This window comes from Cesiribacter sp. SM1 (genome assembly GCF_020178975.1).
GTDB lineage: Bacteria > Bacteroidota > Bacteroidia > Cytophagales > Cyclobacteriaceae > Cesiribacter.
Genome location: NZ_JAHXBU010000092.1, coordinates 85,882 through 102,453, shown reverse-complemented (window position 1 = coordinate 102,453; position 16,572 = coordinate 85,882). Strand labels below are relative to the sequence as shown.

Below are 16,572 nucleotides of genomic sequence, written 5' to 3'. Positions count from 1 at the left end.
GCTACTGTATAGTTGCAGTAACCGGTTATGGTTTATGTTCAACCATAAATAAGGGAGGTAAACATCAGAAGACCTACTAGAACTAACTTTAGGGTTCGCGAAGAAGAACCCTACAAAGTTAACCGCAAAATCAGAGCTTCCCAGGTACGGGTAGTTGGAGAAAACGTAGAAACCGGCGTGTACGGGATTGATCAGGCACTTAAAATGGCCGAAGATCAGGGATTAGACCTGGTAGAAATTTCAGCCAAGGCCGATCCGCCTGTATGCCGTATTATTGACTACTCCAAGTTCAAGTACGAGCAGAAGAAAAAACAAAAGGAAATTAAGGCAAATGCGGCCAAAACCGTTATCAAGGAAATCCGCTTTGGTCCTAATACCGACGACCACGATTTTGAATTTAAGCTGAATCACGCCAAGAAATTCCTCGAGGAAGGCGCCAAGATCAAAGCTTATGTTCACTTTGTAGGCCGTACCATTGTTTTCAAAGAGCGGGGAGAGATTTTGCTGCTGAAGTTTGCCCAGGCCCTGGAAGAACTAGCCAAAGTAGAGCAGTTGCCAAAGCTGGAGGGTAAGCGGATGTTTCTGATGCTCACACCAAAGCCTGCTGCCCCTAAAAAGAAGTAACCGATACTGTAAATTATATAACAATGCCTAAAGTAAAAACGAACGCGGGAGCGAAGAAGCGTTTTAAGCTAACAGGTACTGGTAAAGTTAAGCGCAAGCATGCGTTTAAAAACCACATCCTGACCAAGAAATCAACCAAGCGTAAGCGTGGTCTGGTTAAAATGGCCCTTGTACACGAGTCAGACATGAACCGCGTACGCGACCTGCTTAACATCTAATAAAATTTCAAATAACAAGGTTAAACACAAGTTTTACCGGGATTATGGGTTGCGCTTTGCACGCAAGGCTTCTCCGGAAGCGCCTCTAGCCGAAAACAACACGTACTATGCCAAGATCAGTAAATCACGTAGCATCTAAAGCCAGGAGAAAAAAAATCCTGAAGGCCGCCAAAGGTTATTTTGGCCGTCGTAAAAATGTATGGACTGTAGCCAAAAACGCTGTTGAGCGTGGTATGGCTTATGCTTACCGCGACCGTAAGCAGAAAAAACGCGAATACCGCAAAATCTGGATTCAGCGTATCAATGCTGGTGCCCGCCTGAACGGTTTATCTTACTCACAACTGATGGGTAGCCTTAAAGCTGCTAACATCACCCTGAACCGTAAGGTACTGGCCGACCTGGCCATGAACCACCCAGAGGCTTTCACCGCCATTGTAACTAAAGTTAAATAAATCACTTTTAGGTATCGGTATAAAAGAACTCCACAGCGAAAGTTGTGGAGTTCTTTGTATTAAAGGGCTATGAGATTTCGGGCCAGCGGCATGAGGTAGTACAGTGGGGTATCGCTGCAGCCTGTATTTTTTATCAAAAAATCGATCCTGCTTTCCAGATACAATATACCTTGTACCAACCAAACCTTCTAACTTATATATAGAAGTGGCTCAGGCAGCAGCCAGTATCATCCATTAAAGTTCAGAATATATATGTCAACAACCCTACACATTAAAAATATGGTTTGCAACCGCTGCATTAAAGTGGTGCGCGAAGATGCCGAACAGCTGGGCCTGGAGGTAGAGAGCCTTAAGCTGGGTGAGATGGTTGTAAAACAGGAAATCAGCGATGAGAAAAAGCAGCAGCTGAAAGAAGTGCTGCAGCAGGATGGCTTTGAACTGCTCGACGACCGGAAAGCAGCACTGGTTGAAAAGATCAAAAATGTAGTTATCCGTGAAATTCACCACAGTGATGAACGCCGGCATGAGAATTTTTCAGATCTCATCGCAGAGGAACTGCACATGGACTACAACTACCTGAGCAATTTATTCTCTTCACTGGAGGGGATCACCATAGAGAAATACATCATTATGCAACGCATAGAGAAGGTAAAAGAGCTGTTGGTATACGACGAGCTTAACCTTAGCGAAATTGCCTGGAAACTGGGCTACAGCAGTGTTCATCACCTCTCTTCGCAGTTTAAAAAGATAACCGGCCTTACCCCAAGCCATTTCAAAAAAATTGGTGAAGATAAACGCAAACCCCTTGATGGAATAGGGCAATAGTGATTGGCAGAAAATCCTGTATGGTTTGAGATAAGTTATGGTAATTGTGCTCCGTGAAAGCAGTCAGCAGGGAGTGGTATTTTGATACCCACACCTTATCACTCACACCTAAAACTCCATACCTGGAGCCTCACAGCACTTCTCCAAAAACATATACATCCTTTACAAAATTGTGTAAAGCGCCCCGCAGCCTGCATCCGTATCTTTGTGTATAGATTTTTAGTACAAGAGTACATTCATTATGGAAACGCTAACACAAAATACCCTGGAGAAAAAAACACTACCCGTTACCGGCATGACCTGTGCCGGCTGTGCGGCAAGTGTTGAATCTACACTGCTGGAGCAGAAAGGGGTGATAAAAGCCGGTGTTAACTACGCCACGCAACAAGTACAGGTAGAGTGGGACCCGCAACAGATTAGCCTGCCGGAGCTGCAAAAAGCGGTGCAGGATGTTGGCTACGACCTGATTGTTGAAGAAGAAAAAGGAGAGGAACTGCAGGAAGAGGCACGTGCAGAACACCTGGCCGAACTGCGCCACAAAACCATCTGGTCTGTAGTGCTGTCAGTTCCTGTTGTAGTCATTGGCATGTTTCTCATGGACATGCCTTATGCCAATTACATAATGCTGGCACTTACTGCGCCCGTATTATTCTTCTTTGGCCGTAATTTCTTTGTTAATGCCTTCAAGCAGGCGCGCCATGGCAGGGCAAATATGGATACCCTGGTAGCCTTAAGTACCGGGATTGCCTTTGCCTATAGTGCCTTCAATACCTTCTTTCCGCATGTGCTGCACCGCCAGGGCATACACCCGCATGTGTACTACGAGGCTGCAGCCGTGATTGTGGCTTTTATTTTACTTGGTAAACTGCTGGAAGAGCGGGCTAAGGCCCACACCTCCTCTGCCATCAAAAAGCTAATGGGCCTGCAGCCCAAAACAGTTCGGCTTTTAGTAGATGGTAAGGAGCAGGAGGTGCCACTGGAGCAAGTTGCAGTAGGCCACAGTATACTGGTGCGTCCGGGAGATAAAATTCCTGTAGATGGCAAGGTTACAGAGGGCAGCTCATTTGTAGATGAAAGCATGATTAGCGGCGAACCTCTGCCGGTTGAAAAGAAAGAGGGCGAATCCGTTTTTGCTGGTACCATCAATGGTAAAGGCAGCTTTGTATTCAGGGCAGAAAAGGTAGGTGCCAATACCATGCTGGCTAATATAGTGCAAATGGTTCAGCAGGCGCAGGGCAGCAAAGCCCCGGTGCAAAAACTGGCCGATAAAATTGCAGGCATATTCGTTCCAGTGGTAATCAGCATTGCCGTACTGGCTTTTATTACATGGCTGCTGGCAGGTGGTACGCTGGCACAGGCAATTCTTGCCCTGGTAACGGTGCTGGTGATTGCCTGTCCTTGTGCCCTTGGCCTGGCTACTCCAACAGCACTTATGGTAGGTATAGGTAAGGGAGCAGAAAAGGGTATCCTGATCAAGGATGCCGAAAGCCTGGAAACTTCATACAAAGTAAATGCAGTAGTTCTTGACAAAACAGGCACCATTACCCAGGGAAAGCCCCAGGTAACAGACTGGCTGTGGCTGCGTGAGCAGGAAGCCCCCGTGCTTAAGGAAATTTTACTGGGGCTGGAACAGCGTTCAGAACATCCGCTTGCAGAGGCAGTTGTAAAAAGCCTGTACGAAGAAGAAGTTAATGCCTTGCTGGTGTCGGGCTTTGAGAGCATTACCGGCAGAGGCGCCACAGCACGCTACGGAAGAGAAAGGTATTTTGCAGGTAACCTGAAACTAATACAGGAGCAGGGGATAGGGCTTAATGCCAGACTTGAGGAGCAGGCACAGCAGTTACGCAAGGCGGCAAAAACAGTTATTTACTTTGCCAACAGCCAGGAGGTTTTAGGCATACTGGCAATAGCAGATACCATCAAGGAAACATCTGCCGAGGCCATCAGACAACTCCAGTCGCAGGGAATAGAGGTGCACATGCTTACCGGCGATAATGAAAACACAGCCGCGGCTGTAGCCAAAAAAGTGGGACTGGAGCATTTCAAAGCTGAAGTTCTGCCAACTGATAAAGCCGCATATATAACAGAATTGCAGCAGCAGGGCAGGATAGTGGCCATGGTGGGCGATGGTATAAACGACTCACAGGCACTGGCACAGGCCGATGTTAGTATTGCCATGGGCAAAGGTTCTGATATAGCCATGGATGTGGCTAAAATGACGCTCATTTCTTCAGACCTTAACCACATTCCAAAAGCCTTTACGCTCTCGAAAAAAACAGTCAGGACTATCAGGGAAAACCTGTTCTGGGCCTTTATCTATAACCTTATTGGTATACCCATTGCAGCCGGACTTTTATACCCCTTCACGGGCTTTTTACTGAATCCGATGATTGCAGGAGCCGCTATGGCCCTGAGCTCAGTGTCTGTTGTACTCAACAGTCTTAGATTAAAAAACGTAAAGTTGTAAAAAACAGATCAGGATCCAGGATTCAGGAAGTAAGTATCAGGTTTGCTCCGGAATATTGAAGTCAGCAGAAAAGAATATTCGGGAATATGAATGATCCAGACGCTTGAATGCTGGCCCCCGATTTAATAAATGAATGACAAATGAAAAAGCTAGAATTTAAAACAAATATTATGTGTGGTAGCTGTATTCAAAAAGTTACCCCTTACCTGCAAAAAGCAGACTCTGTTGAACAATGGAAAGTTGATACTTCTACCAAAGATAAAGTTCTTACAGTAGAGGGAGATAAAGTAGATGAAAAACAGGTGCTACAGGCTGTGCAGGATGCCGGTTATAAGATTGAAAGAAAGTAAAAAGAGATATCAGATTGATGAAAATAAAAAAGGACTGCTCTGTTGAGTAGTCCTTTTTTTAGTGGGGAGAGAAGGATTCGAACCTTCGAAGTCGTAAGACAACGGATTTACAGTCCGTCCCATTTGGCCGCTCTGGAATCTCCCCATCTTGCCAAAGCCCCTGGATTTTTATTCCCGAAGCGGATGCAAAACTATAGTATTTCTCTTAAGCTGCAAACATATTTTCAGTCTTTTGTCTGAAAAGTATCACAACTTACTAAAAGACAACTACTTGTTCTAATAAACTTTTTTACCTCCAACAATGGTATGCAGTACCCTGGTATCGCGGGTTTCCCTAACAGGTATTTTCATAATATCTTTTTCGAGCACTACAAAGTCTGCTACCTTACCAGCTTCCAGACTGCCTTTTTCCTGCTCCTCAAAGTTTGAATATGCAGCCCAAATGGTCATGCCCTTCAAAGCCTCTTCACGGCTTAACTTGTTTTCTGCCTGGTAACCTCCTTCGGGCCAGCTCTTTTCATCCTGGCGGGCAACGGCAGCATAAAAGCCATAGAGGGGGTTGATATCTTCAATGGGGAAGTCGCTTCCCAGGGCGAGCAAACCGGCCTGCTTCAGCAAATCCTGATAGGCATAAGCGGTACGTTCACGTTCCTGGCCCAGCCGCTCGCCAGCCCAGTACATATCGGAGGTGGCATGCGTAGGCTGCACAGATGGAATGATGTTGTAACGACTATATTTCTGCTGGTCTTCGCGGGTTACTACCTGGGCATGCTCAATGCGCCAGCGGCGGTCATTATGCTCACCCAGTACACCTGCATAGGTATCCAGCACCAGGCGGTTGGCAGAATCACCAATACAGTGGGTGTTCATTTGAAAACCATTGGCATGGAGTTTTTTAGCCATCTCCTCGAAATAAAAAGGCTGGCTTAAGAGCAGACCATGGTTATGCGGATCGTCCGAATAAGGATTCAGCAGCAGGGCACCACGGCTACCCAGGGCACCATCGCTGTAAATTTTAAAAGAGCTCACATGCAGCCGATCCTTTTTCAGTGGGCCAGATTCAAAAAAGCGCAGCATGTTTTCTTCCGTAGGATTCAGCATGGCGTAGATCCGGATTTGCAGAGATCCCGCTCCCTGTAAGGAATCAATGAGATTAACGGTAGAAAGATCCAGACCGGCATCATCTACGGTGGTTAAGCCTACTGCAAATACTTTTCGTTGCGCCTCCAGCAGGGCAGTAGTTTGTTCCTGCAGGTCTGGAGCCGGTATTTTTGTACTTACAAGGTCAACGGCATTATCAATGAGCAGACCGGTTGGGTTGCCATTTTGCAGTACCACTCTGCCGCCTTCTACCTTAGAGGCAGCGGTTACACCAGAAAGTACCAGGGCTTTACTGTTTGCAAGTGCGGCATGGCCATCTACACGCGTAATCAGCACAGGCACGTTGGGAAAGAGTCTGTCCAGATCGGCCCTTGTTGGAAACTCCTTAACAGGCCAGTCGTTCTGATCCCAACCGCGCCCCAGCAGCCAGTCGGTATTGGGATATTGGCGACGCTGCTCCTCCAGCCTTTGCAGCACCTCTTCCCAGGAGCTGGTGCCGGTAAGGTCGGCCCACTGCAGGCCCAGTCCGTAGCGGTAAAAATGACAATGTGCATCAATAAAGCCGGGATAAACCACCTGACCCTTCAGATCTACCAGGCTGTCGGTACTAAAACGGCTGCTGATATCCTGTGTGGTGCCAGTGCCAACAATAACACCATTGCTAACCGCCATGGCTTCGCTAACGGAAAAGCTACTATCTACTGTGTAAATAGTACCATTGGTGAGCATGTAATCTACGTGTTGTGGCTGTTGGCTTTCCGGCACAGAGGTGCAGGCAGTAAAAAGAGCTCCGGGCAGGAGCAGCAGGGAAATAAACAGTTTTTTCATGTATGGAGTTGAACTTGCGGGAAAGATAAGGCAGATTTGGCAGATGCACCAACTATTCGTTTATGGAACCCTGCGCAAAGGCGGCGTATCACACCACCTGCTAAAAGGGGCAGCGGTATTAAAAGAGGGAGTGTGGCTTAGGGGGTACTCCCTGTACAGCGCCGGCTGGTACCCGCTGGCGGTAAATGACAAATCAGGGAAGATCATCGGCGATGTAGTGGAATTACCTGATTCGATATGGCCTGAACTGGATGCTTATGAGGGCGAAAGCTATGACAGGCTATACCTGGAGGAGGAAGGGGTGTGGATTTATGTGTATAAGCTAAGTCCCAAAGGTTTTAGCAGAATTGAAAGTGGAGACTGGCTTTCATGGTGGAAGCAGGGGTAGGGCCTGTCCATAGATCCATTATTCTTTGATAACAGGTGGCTGCTATCAAACGGCTGGGTTCCCGACAGGGGATGTGCCTTTTTTCTCTACAGCTGATACGCTAATGATAATTTCGCCGGTGCTTTTCTGGCCAGCCCTACAAACAAACCCGCATAATGCTTTTCGTGGTTTTTCAGTGAAAACAATAAAGTATGAGCATAAAACCTATAGGACCTAAGGCACACGGAGCTATCGATTATGGCTTTTTTAGCTTGCAGATGCTTGCCCCAGTTTATTCCGACTAAAAGGAACAGCCAGAAGCCTTTGCTACACATTTGGCATTATGCAGGGAGCACTCAATGTCTTTACAAATCAGCCACTGGCGATAAGGCCGCTGGTGCCATTTCGGGTACACGGACAGCTTGAAACCCCTTTTGTGCCCGCTTTGCTGCTTCCCTGGCTAACAGGTGCGCTAAAACAGCGAAATGCACGCCGTTATTTTGTTTCCTGCTTTAGCATAGCTCTTGCCAACTACCTGCTCACCAACTACAAATACTACGAAAGATAGTAGCGTTAGAGAAACGCCCTTTTGGTTAAAGATGCCTGCCCTGTCCTAAACAGCAATACATAAATAGGGCTGTAACAGAGCTAATGATGGTTCAGGCATCTGGAACAGGTACTACCACTAGGCACCTCCTATAAACCCAAAAAGGTAGATGGCCATAATAATGACTAATACCACAACTGCAATGATACATCCGGTTTGATATGACTTCTTAACGTTCTTATTCTTGTTATCATTATTAGGTTGTTGCATGTGCTGGGTTGTTTGAAGTTTAAAAAATTAACCTTACAAAATTGATTAACCGGGCTTGAAGATTCTTGTTTGAAATGCCCCTGTGCAGAGCATGTAAAAAATGTGAACGTTCCGGAAATGAAATAGAAATGAGAAGCTCTCTGTCCGTCAAAAATATCGTCCTGGAGTATCAGTATTTTATCTGAAGATGCAGCAGTCTTGTACTGATGATGGGCTTTAAAAAGAAAAGCCTTGCAACAAAATTTGTTACAAGGCTTGTAAAGTAGCGAGGACGAGAGTTGAACTCGTGACCTCAGGGTTATGAATCCTGCGCTCTAACCGACTGAGCTACCTCGCCAGAGGTTTTAATCAAATTCCCTTGTGGGTTTCTGATTGGGAGTGCAAATATATAAAGCCTGAATTTATTTTACCAACGACTGGAACGAAAATATTTGTTGCACTACAAAACAAAACTTCCTATATTGATGTGCAGCCAATAATTCACATAGCAGCCAACAAATCATTTTTTCCTTCTATGGCTAAAAGTTGTTTCGAAAACGAATATGAAATCAATGCTTCACTGCGGATTTTATACCCCTATCTGAATACGGCAGGGGGGCTGGCCCAGTGGTTTGCCGATAATGTTACCATCGACTATGATAAAAACTTTATTTTTCATGTTGACGGTGAAATTCACAAAGCTAAAATAGCCGCAACCAGGCGAGACCAGTACATCCGCTTTGAATACCTGCCCGAGAATGGCCACGACAACGGAGATGACGATCCTGATTACCTGGAGTTCTTTCTTGAGAAAAATGATTTCACCGACTCCACATTTCTGCGCATCCGTGATTGTTCATCAGAAGATACCGGGGACGATGAACTAAGCGAGATTTGGGAAAGTCTGGTGGGTAACTTACGTGAATTAGTAGGCGGCTAAGGAAAAAACGGGGGCTCAATAAATTTTCTGCATCATTTTTGCGTTTCTTTGCAGAGAAGCCCTTATGAAAAAACTCGACAAACTTATACTAAAGGCGTTCCTGGGGCCCTTTATCCTCACCTTTCTGGTGGTTGTGTTCATTCTTCTGATGCAGACCCTTCTCAAGTATTTCGATGAAATAGTTGGAAAAGGGCTGGAGCCCTGGGTATATGTGGAGCTGCTGTTCTTTTTCAGCGTTACCATGACCACCCTTGCGCTGCCACTTGCGGTGTTGCTCTCCAGCTTGATGACCTTTGGTAACCTGGGCGAACATTTTGAGCTAACAGCCATCAAAAGCTCTGGTATTTCGCTGGTACGCACCCTGCTTCCTATTTTCATTTTTACAATCTTTCTTACAGTCTTTGCCTTTTATAACAACGACCGTATTGTACCCAAGGTAAACCTGAAGGCTTTCAGCCTGCTTTACGACATCAGGCAAACCAAACCATCCCTCTCCCTGCAGGAAGGCACCTTCTATAACGGAATTCCCAATTACAGCATTAAAGTCAATAAGAAATACCCGGATGAGGTATCTCTGAAAGGCCTTATCATCTACGACCATACAAAGGGCAGGGGTAACACAGATGTTATTCTGGCAGACAGCGGCCGTATGTATACCTTCGGAAACGACCGCTACCTGATGTTTGAGCTGTACAACGGCATCAACTACTCAGAACCAAAGCCCGAACAGGCTGGCTTTACGCCTAATGGAAAACCGGCCGAATTTATGCGCAACGAATTCAGCAAGTCCAGGCTTATATTCAGCATGGAATCCTTTGGCATGAGCCAGACTCCGCAGGATTACTTTGCAGAAAATAAGATCATGAAGAATGTCAACCAGTTATCGGCTGATATTGACTCCATGGAGAACAAGATCATAGAAGCGCGCTATACCATCTACAGTAATGTTCAAAACTATAACCCCTATATTAACAAAACACGGGTTACAGTTCCTGAAAACTTAAAGGAGCAGTATAAAGTAGTAGACTCTCTAAACCGTGTAAAAATGAGGGAGATGTATGGCGACTCTGCTTCTACAGGACCTATTTCCGGAGGGCTGCCATACACCCGGGAAAACCTCATGACCAGGAGCCAGGTAATGACCCTGGAAGAGTCCGGTTCTGAATATACCATGAACGCCGCTACCGGCAAGTCAAAAAAGGTAGCAAGCCTGGAACCAAGCCTGGCCGACACCAGCCTGCTGAACCCGGTAGAAGCCAGCCTGAACAAGCCTAAGGAGCTGGAAGCTTACAGATCTGCAGTGGGCCAGCTACGCTATGTTAAAAATAACTACGAGGTATATGGAGGGCGTGCTGATGAACTGCAGCGCAGCATTTACCAGTGGCAGATCGAAATTCATAAGAAAATAGCACAGGCTGTTGCCTGCCTTGTGATGTTCCTGATTGGTGCACCACTGGGTGCCATCATCAAGCGGGGTGGCCTGGGTGTGCCAGTTATAGTGTCTATTGCCTTTTTTATCGTGTATTATGTACTGACTATGTTTGGCGATAAGTGGGCACGTGAGGGGATCGTGAGCCCGGAACTAGGCATATGGTCGGCCAACTTGCTGTTGCTGCCCTTTGGTCTGTTCTTTTTGCGCCAGGCCCGTAACGACGCACGTTTGTTCGAGTCAGATTTCTACAGTGTTATCATAGCCCGATTCCGTGGTGCTATCGGCGAAAAAGTACGCAGGACCGATGCTTTAAAGAGAACCTTTCGCTGGCCACGTAACTAAAAAGCACAACTTGTAAATTAATGCAAATTTGCCTAACTTTGCCTCCGGTTTTTTTCAATTAATTATTTTATTCGACTAAGCATGTATTTAACAACAGAGAAAAAACAAGAGCTGTTTGAAAATCATGGTCGGTTGAGAGCAAAAAGCGATACTGGTTCAGCTGAGTCACAAATCGCCCTGTTTTCTTACCGCATCAATCATTTAACAGAACACCTCAAGCAGCACAAGCATGATTTCAGCACCCGTCTGGGTCTGCTCAAGCTGGTAGGTAAGCGCAGAAGACTCCTGAACTATCTTCATGATCGTGACATTGAGCGTTACAGAGCTATTCTCGCAGAACTTAATCTTCGTAAATAAGCAATTAATAAAAGAGGGGGCCGCTGGCTACCCTCTTTTATTCATTTTTATTCCCCCCTTTTTTATCAAACAAAAAACGCTTCTGTCGTTTTTTTATTTATAGTTCATTTTGTCAAATTCTATGCAATCTAATATTATCACCAAGTCTTTTCGGCTCGAAGATGGACGCGAGATAACAATCGAAACCGGAAAACTTGCCCGCCAAGCCGATGGCGCCGTTGTTGTGCGCATGGGGAATACCATGTTGCTGGCTACAGTGGTTTCCAACAAAGAAGCCAAAGCCGAAGTGGATTTTCTTCCCCTTTCTGTAGACTATCAGGAAAAATTTGCATCAGCCGGCCGCATTCCTGGTGGCTTTCTTAAGCGCGAAGGCAGACTTTCAGATCATGAGATCCTGATCAGCCGCCTGGTTGACCGTGCCATCCGCCCGATGTTCCCCGACGATTACCATGCCGATACCCAGATCAACATCAGCCTGATCTCGGCAGATAAAGAAGCCCTTCCTGATGCCCTTGCTGCTCTAGCTGCTTCTGCTGCACTGGCAGTTTCAGATATTCCTTTCAACGGACCTATCTCAGAGGTTCGGGTAATTAAGCTCGATGGACAATATCTTGTTAACCCAACCACACAGCAGCGTGACGAGGCTCAGCTGGACCTGATCGTTGCCGGTACCATCGATAACATCCTGATGGTTGAGGGTGAGTCTAAAGAAGTTTCTGAAGACGAAATGCTGGAGGCTATTGCCACCGCTCACCGTGCCATTAAGCAACAATGCCAGGTACAGGTAGAACTTATGCAGGAAGCTGGCAAAACCCAGAAGCGTGAGTATAACCACGAGGATAATGATCCTGAACTGCGCCAGTACCTGTTCGATACCTACTACAAGCGCATTTACGACGCTATTGCAGATATCTCTGACAATAAAAACGATCGTAAAGAAAAATATAAGGCTATTAAGGACGAGTATTTCAACAGCCTGCCTGAAGATCATACCGTTAATAAATTTGTAGCCAACCGCTACTTTAGTGCAATGCACTGGAAGGCCTCACGTGATTTTACCCTTGATGCAAAAAAACGTGTGGATGGCCGCCAGTATAACGAAATTCGCCCTATCTGGTCAGAAGTAGACTATCTGCCAGCCGCTCACGGTTCAGCATTATTTACCCGTGGCGAAACCCAGTCGCTTACTACCGTTACGCTGGGTACCAAGCTGGATGAGCAGCTCATCGACAGTGCCATGCAGGTAGGTTCACATAAATTTATTCTGCACTACAACTTCCCGGGTTTCTCTACCGGTGAGGTAAAACCAAACCGCGGCCCCGGCCGTCGCGAAGTAGGCCATGGCAACCTGGCCCTGCGTGCGCTTAAAGCCGTAATTCCGGCCCACGACCAGAACCCATATACCATCCGTATTGTATCTGACATCCTGGAGAGTAATGGTTCTTCTTCTATGGCTACCGTTTGTGCCGGTGCACTGGCCCTGATGGATGCCGGTGTGCAGATCAAGGCACCTGTTTCGGGTATTGCCATGGGTATGATCTCAGATGCCGAAACCGGTCGTTATGCAATTCTTAGCGATATTCTGGGAGATGAAGACCATTTAGGTGATATGGACTTCAAAGTAACCGGTACTGCCGAAGGTATCACTGCCTGCCAGATGGATATTAAGGTAGATGGTCTTTCGTTTGATGTATTGCGCGAAGCACTGCTTCAGGCAAAAGAAGGACGCCTGCACATCCTGAACAAGATGAAGGAAACGCTTGCACAGCCACGTGCTGAATTCAAGCAGCATGCGCCTCGCTTTGTGGTACTCACCATTCCTAAGGATATGATTGGTGCCGTAATCGGACCAGGCGGTAAAGTAATCCAGGAGATCCAGCGCGAAACCGGTGCTACCATCATCATCGAAGAAAAAGATGATATGGGACACGTAAGCATCTTTGGTTCAGATGGCGAGTCTGTAGAGTCTGCACGCATGCGTGTGAGCAATATTGCAGCCGTTCCGGAAGTTGGCAGCGTGTACGAAGGCAAAGTAAAATCTATCATGCCATTTGGTGCCTTTGTAGAATTCATGCCTGGCAAAGATGGTCTGCTCCATATTTCTGAAATTAAATGGGAGCGCCTGGAAAATATGGAGGGTGTTTTAGAACAAGGTGAAGAAATTACTGTTAAGCTTATCGAAATTGATCGCAAAACAGGAAAATACCGCCTCTCCAGAAAAGTGTTGCTTCCCAAGCCGGAGCGTGCTGAAGGTGCTAGCGAAGGAGGAGGAGAAAGAAGTGAGAGAAGATCTGACCGTGGCGAAGGCAGAAACGATCGCCGTGATGACAGGCGCGACGACAGATCTGACCGCAACAACCGCAGGTAGAAAAAAATATAGAGGTAAATACAACAGGGGCCGGAACTTTAGCTTTGGCCCCTGCTGTTACCCAAACAGTGCACCTAGTACCAGCTTATAAAATTTTAGCTTATAAACCAGACTTTACTGAATGAGACAGCTTAAGATCAGCAAACAGATTACCAACCGCGAAAGCCAGTCGCTGGACAAGTATCTGCAGGAGATCGGTAAGGTAGACTTGCTGACACCCGATGAGGAAGTGGAGCTTGCGAAACGTATTCGCTCAGGCGACCAGATGGCCCTGGAGAAATTAACCAAAGCCAACCTGCGTTTCGTAGTTTCCGTTGCCAAGCAGTACCAGAACCAGGGGCTTTCTTTAGGAGACCTTATTAACGAAGGTAATCTTGGATTGATCAAGGCCGCTCAGCGCTTTGACGAAACCCGTGGCTTTAAATTTATTTCTTATGCCGTATGGTGGATTCGTCAGTCTATTCTGCAGGCCCTGGCAGAACAGTCCCGTATTGTTCGTCTTCCCCTCAACCGTGTAGGCTCACTGAATAAAATCTCCAAGACTTTTTCTGAGCTGGAGCAAAAATTTGAGCGTGAGCCATCACCAGAAGAATTAGCCGAAAGCCTTGAAGTTTCTACCAACGAGGTAGTAGACACCATGCGTATCTCCGGCCGCCACGTATCTATGGATGCTCCCTTTGTTCAGGGTGAAGAAAACAGCCTGCTCGATGTACTGGAGAATGACATGGAAGAAACTCCCGATGCGGAGCTGATGAATGATTCTCTTCGTCGTGAGGTACAGCGTGCACTTTCTACGCTTACTCAGCGTGAGGCAGATGTTATTGCCCTTTATTTTGGCCTTAATGGCGAGCACAGCATGACGCTGGAAGAAATAGGGGAGAAGTTTAACCTTACCCGCGAGCGTGTGCGTCAGATCAAGGAAAAAGCAATACGCCGCCTGCGCCACACCAGCCGCAGCAAAGCATTAAAACCATACCTGGGTTAATCTCGCAGGCCTGGCCCGAAAAATTAAAATTTGTTTAAAAAGGTCTCATCAGAGGCCTTTTTTTGTTTATTTACTATAATTTTGCCCTTCAAAAGTAGTTAAAGGTATAGTATTCAGCCATGACACAGGAACATATAAAACTATTAATTCTGGGATCAGGACCGGCAGGCTATACAGCCGCCATATATGCAGCCCGCGCCGGCATGACACCCGTAATCTATATGGGAGATCAGCCTGGTGGCCAGCTTACCATTACCAACGATGTTGAAAACTTTCCCGGTTATCCGAAGGGGATCAATGGCCCCCAGATGATGATTGATTTTCAGGAGCAGGCAGAGCGTTTTGGCACTGATGTCCGCACCGGTCTGGCGACCAAAGTTGATTTTAGTGGCTACCCGCATAAAGTAGTCATAGATGACAAGCATGAAATCACAGCCGAGTCAGTAATTATCTGTACCGGTGCTTCTGCAAAATGGCTTGGCCTTCCCAGCGAGCAACGCCTGAACGGACGTGGTGTTTCGGCCTGTGCCGTATGTGATGGCTTCTTTTTCCGTAATCAGGAGGTTGTTGTTGTGGGTGGTGGAGATACTGCAGCCGAAGAAGCAACCTACCTTAGCAAGCTCTGCAAAAAAGTGTACCTCCTGGTACGCCGCGATGAGATGCGTGCCTCGCGCATTATGCAGCAGCGTGTGCTTAACACCCAGAATATAGAGGTACTGTGGAACTCCGAAACTGTGGATATCATAGGAGAGGATGAGGTGGAATCCGTAAGGGTGAGAAATATTCTTACCAGTGAAGAAAGAGAAATCAAAGCACAGGGTTTCTTTGTGGCCATAGGTCATAAACCAAACACAGATATTTTTAAAGGCTACCTGGATATGAACGAGAGCGGATATATCCTGACCGTTCCCGGTACCAGCAAAACAAATATTGAAGGCGTATTTGCCGCTGGCGATGCACAGGATTTTGTGTACCGCCAGGCAGTAACCGCTGCCGGAACGGGTTGTATGGCAGCTCTGGATGCAGAGCGCTTTTTGGCAAGCAAAGAAATTGCAGTAGCAGAGTGAAGCAAATAGGACTAGTATTCCTGATCTTGTTCATCAACCTGTTGGGGTGGCATGAGGCTGAGGCGCAAAAGCGCAAAAAGGGCGTGTTGAGAGACATTTTCAGGGTACGTGAACCTGAAATGATTATTGCTAAACCGGATACAGTTGCTTTTGACATGGAGCAGGCAGACAGCGTTTCGCTCCAGCCAGCTGCAAAACCAGAGCCCCGGCAAACACCACTGCCTGCATTTCAGCCAAAGGATCTAAAAAAAGAATTATCATTGGTTGCTGAAGATACCACAGGCATAGAGGCAGATTCTGCCAACCTTGTGGAAATATCGGAGCAGATCATGATCAATAAAGAATGGTTTACCCTGCATGAGTACTATGCTGTGTGGGATAGCCGTAATATTAACCCCTACAACATAGATGCCCGTAAATTCAAGGATACGGTATCACTGGTGTTGTACGTTCCGCCGGGAGAAAACTGGTCGCCACCGCTGGAGAACATCCGGGTAACTTCAAACTTTGGCTACCGCTCGCCACGCTGGCACTATGGTACTGATATTGGCCTTAACACCGGAGATTCGGTCAGGTCAGTTTTCGATGGTATTGTGAGGATCAGGAAGAATGACCCCAGCGGCTATGGCTTATACATTGTGGTGCGGCACAAAAACGGGCTTGAAACACTCTACGGGCATCTTAGCAAACAGATTCTAAACGTTGGCGATGAAGTAAAAGCCGGGCAGGTAATTGGCCTGGGTGGTAGCACTGGCCGCAGCTCCGGTCCTCACCTTCACTTCGAAACAAGGTACATGGGTTCTGCGCTTAATCCGGGAGATGTCTACGATTTTAACCGGAATGCGCTGAAGAGTGAAACAATTATGATATCCTCTGCAAACTTCTCCTACCTGGCAGAAACCCAGAAGGTTGTTTACCATAGGGTACGTTCCGGCGATACACTGTCGCGTATTTCGAGAAAATACGGTGTGTCTGTAAGCCAGCTAAGGCGTATGAATAGAATGGGCAAAAGCTCCCTGCTTCGGGTAGGGCAGCGCCTGAGAGTACATTAGT

The 16,572-nt window shown here is 46.8% G+C and carries 16 protein-coding genes and 2 tRNA genes; 15 read left to right on the top strand and 3 right to left on the bottom strand.

The annotated features are described in order from the left end of the window. Positions 1-63 precede the first annotated feature (63 nt). The 6 genes from infC to KWJ01_RS20240 all read left to right on the top strand — a co-directional run bounded on the left by infC (position 64) and on the right by KWJ01_RS20240 (position 4,936). On the top strand, positions 64-624 hold the full coding sequence (gene infC / locus KWJ01_RS20265; RefSeq protein WP_224999255.1) for a translation initiation factor IF-3: 561 nt from the start codon (positions 64-66) through the stop codon (positions 622-624). Positions 625-647: 23 nt separating this feature from the next. After that, positions 648-842 carry a 50S ribosomal protein L35 gene (gene rpmI / locus KWJ01_RS20260; RefSeq protein WP_224998936.1) on the top strand — a complete coding sequence of 65 codons (195 nt, stop codon included), beginning with the start codon at positions 648-650 and terminating at the stop codon, positions 840-842. Between the two features lie 107 nt (positions 843-949). Beyond that, positions 950-1,294: a 50S ribosomal protein L20 gene (rplT, locus tag KWJ01_RS20255; protein WP_224998935.1), complete on the top strand. Its 345-nt coding sequence runs from the start codon at positions 950-952 to the stop codon at positions 1,292-1,294. 252 nt (positions 1,295-1,546) lie between these two features. Further along, positions 1,547-2,119, top strand: a complete 573-nt coding sequence (locus KWJ01_RS20250) for a helix-turn-helix transcriptional regulator (RefSeq protein ID WP_224998934.1) — start codon at positions 1,547-1,549, stop codon at positions 2,117-2,119. A gap of 241 nt (positions 2,120-2,360) precedes the next feature. After that, positions 2,361-4,586 carry a cation-translocating P-type ATPase gene (locus KWJ01_RS20245; RefSeq protein WP_224998933.1) on the top strand — a complete coding sequence of 742 codons (2,226 nt, stop codon included), beginning with the start codon at positions 2,361-2,363 and terminating at the stop codon, positions 4,584-4,586. Positions 4,587-4,726: 140 nt separating this feature from the next. Next, entirely contained in the window at positions 4,727-4,936 is a 210-nt protein-coding gene (locus KWJ01_RS20240) for a heavy-metal-associated domain-containing protein (protein ID WP_224998932.1), read from the top strand. A gap of 62 nt (positions 4,937-4,998) precedes the next feature. On the opposite strand, the gene KWJ01_RS20235 is transcribed toward KWJ01_RS20240, so the two are convergent. Both KWJ01_RS20235 and KWJ01_RS20230 read right to left on the bottom strand, forming a co-directional pair. Further along, a tRNA-Tyr gene (locus KWJ01_RS20235) sits at positions 4,999-5,081 on the bottom strand. A gap of 131 nt (positions 5,082-5,212) precedes the next feature. Further along, positions 5,213-6,865, bottom strand: coding sequence for an amidohydrolase (locus tag KWJ01_RS20230; RefSeq protein ID WP_224998931.1), 1,653 nt, complete (start codon positions 6,863-6,865; stop codon positions 5,213-5,215). Positions 6,866-6,908: 43 nt separating this feature from the next. Between KWJ01_RS20230 and KWJ01_RS20225 the strand changes: the two genes are divergently transcribed. Then, positions 6,909-7,253 (top strand): gamma-glutamylcyclotransferase, encoded by a 345-nt coding sequence (locus tag KWJ01_RS20225; protein ID WP_224998930.1) that lies wholly within the window; start codon positions 6,909-6,911, stop codon positions 7,251-7,253. Between the two features lie 322 nt (positions 7,254-7,575). Next, positions 7,576-7,800 carry a hypothetical protein gene (locus KWJ01_RS20220; RefSeq protein WP_224998929.1) on the top strand — a complete coding sequence of 75 codons (225 nt, stop codon included), beginning with the start codon at positions 7,576-7,578 and terminating at the stop codon, positions 7,798-7,800. A 512-nt stretch (positions 7,801-8,312) separates the two neighbouring features. On the opposite strand, the gene KWJ01_RS20215 is transcribed toward KWJ01_RS20220, so the two are convergent. Further along, positions 8,313-8,386, bottom strand: a tRNA-Met gene (locus KWJ01_RS20215). Positions 8,387-8,563: 177 nt separating this feature from the next. Between KWJ01_RS20215 and KWJ01_RS20210 the strand changes: the two genes are divergently transcribed. The 7 genes from KWJ01_RS20210 to KWJ01_RS20180 all read left to right on the top strand — a co-directional run bounded on the left by KWJ01_RS20210 (position 8,564) and on the right by KWJ01_RS20180 (position 16,571). Next, a complete protein-coding gene (locus tag KWJ01_RS20210; RefSeq protein ID WP_224998928.1) occupies positions 8,564-8,968 on the top strand; it encodes an START-like domain-containing protein in 405 nt (134 codons plus the stop codon). 64 nt (positions 8,969-9,032) lie between these two features. After that, a complete protein-coding gene (locus KWJ01_RS20205) occupies positions 9,033-10,742 on the top strand; it encodes an LptF/LptG family permease (protein ID WP_224998927.1) in 1,710 nt (569 codons plus the stop codon). 81 nt (positions 10,743-10,823) lie between these two features. Further along, the gene (gene rpsO, locus KWJ01_RS20200; RefSeq protein ID WP_224998926.1) at positions 10,824-11,099 is read left to right on the top strand and encodes a 30S ribosomal protein S15; all 276 of its coding nucleotides are present in this window, start codon (positions 10,824-10,826) and stop codon (positions 11,097-11,099) included. Between the two features lie 121 nt (positions 11,100-11,220). After that, complete coding sequence (gene pnp, locus KWJ01_RS20195; RefSeq protein ID WP_224998925.1) at positions 11,221-13,467, top strand: polyribonucleotide nucleotidyltransferase; 2,247 nt, start codon at positions 11,221-11,223, stop codon at positions 13,465-13,467. A gap of 121 nt (positions 13,468-13,588) precedes the next feature. Then, positions 13,589-14,452 (top strand): RNA polymerase sigma factor RpoD/SigA, encoded by an 864-nt coding sequence (locus KWJ01_RS20190; protein ID WP_061984322.1) that lies wholly within the window; start codon positions 13,589-13,591, stop codon positions 14,450-14,452. A gap of 119 nt (positions 14,453-14,571) precedes the next feature. After that, a complete protein-coding gene (gene trxB, locus KWJ01_RS20185) occupies positions 14,572-15,519 on the top strand; it encodes a thioredoxin-disulfide reductase (RefSeq protein WP_224998924.1) in 948 nt (315 codons plus the stop codon). Then, entirely contained in the window at positions 15,516-16,571 is a 1,056-nt protein-coding gene (locus KWJ01_RS20180; RefSeq protein WP_224998923.1) for a peptidoglycan DD-metalloendopeptidase family protein, read from the top strand. Before trxB ends, KWJ01_RS20180 begins: the two co-directional genes overlap by 4 nt. The last annotated feature ends 1 nt before the right edge of the window (position 16,572 follow it).

Bases quoted from the DNA above. Each gene is read 5' to 3' on its own strand.
- KWJ01_RS20210 (WP_224998928.1), top strand. From the start codon at position 8,564: ATGGCTAAAAGTTGTTTCGAAAACGAATATGAAATCAATGCTTCACTG.
- KWJ01_RS20250 (WP_224998934.1), top strand. From the start codon at position 1,547: ATGTCAACAACCCTACACATTAAAAATATGGTTTGCAACCGCTGCATT.
- KWJ01_RS20225 (WP_224998930.1), top strand. From the start codon at position 6,909: ATGCACCAACTATTCGTTTATGGAACCCTGCGCAAAGGCGGCGTATCA.
- KWJ01_RS20205 (WP_224998927.1), top strand. From the start codon at position 9,033: ATGAAAAAACTCGACAAACTTATACTAAAGGCGTTCCTGGGGCCCTTT.
- KWJ01_RS20230 (WP_224998931.1), bottom strand. From the start codon at position 6,865: ATGAAAAAACTGTTTATTTCCCTGCTGCTCCTGCCCGGAGCTCTTTTT.
- trxB (WP_224998924.1), top strand. From the start codon at position 14,572: ATGACACAGGAACATATAAAACTATTAATTCTGGGATCAGGACCGGCA.
- KWJ01_RS20190 (WP_061984322.1), top strand. From the start codon at position 13,589: ATGAGACAGCTTAAGATCAGCAAACAGATTACCAACCGCGAAAGCCAG.
- rplT (WP_224998935.1), top strand. From the start codon at position 950: ATGCCAAGATCAGTAAATCACGTAGCATCTAAAGCCAGGAGAAAAAAA.
- pnp (WP_224998925.1), top strand. From the start codon at position 11,221: ATGCAATCTAATATTATCACCAAGTCTTTTCGGCTCGAAGATGGACGC.
- KWJ01_RS20245 (WP_224998933.1), top strand. From the start codon at position 2,361: ATGGAAACGCTAACACAAAATACCCTGGAGAAAAAAACACTACCCGTT.
- KWJ01_RS20220 (WP_224998929.1), top strand. From the start codon at position 7,576: ATGCAGGGAGCACTCAATGTCTTTACAAATCAGCCACTGGCGATAAGG.
- rpsO (WP_224998926.1), top strand. From the start codon at position 10,824: ATGTATTTAACAACAGAGAAAAAACAAGAGCTGTTTGAAAATCATGGT.
- rpmI (WP_224998936.1), top strand. From the start codon at position 648: ATGCCTAAAGTAAAAACGAACGCGGGAGCGAAGAAGCGTTTTAAGCTA.
- KWJ01_RS20240 (WP_224998932.1), top strand. From the start codon at position 4,727: ATGAAAAAGCTAGAATTTAAAACAAATATTATGTGTGGTAGCTGTATT.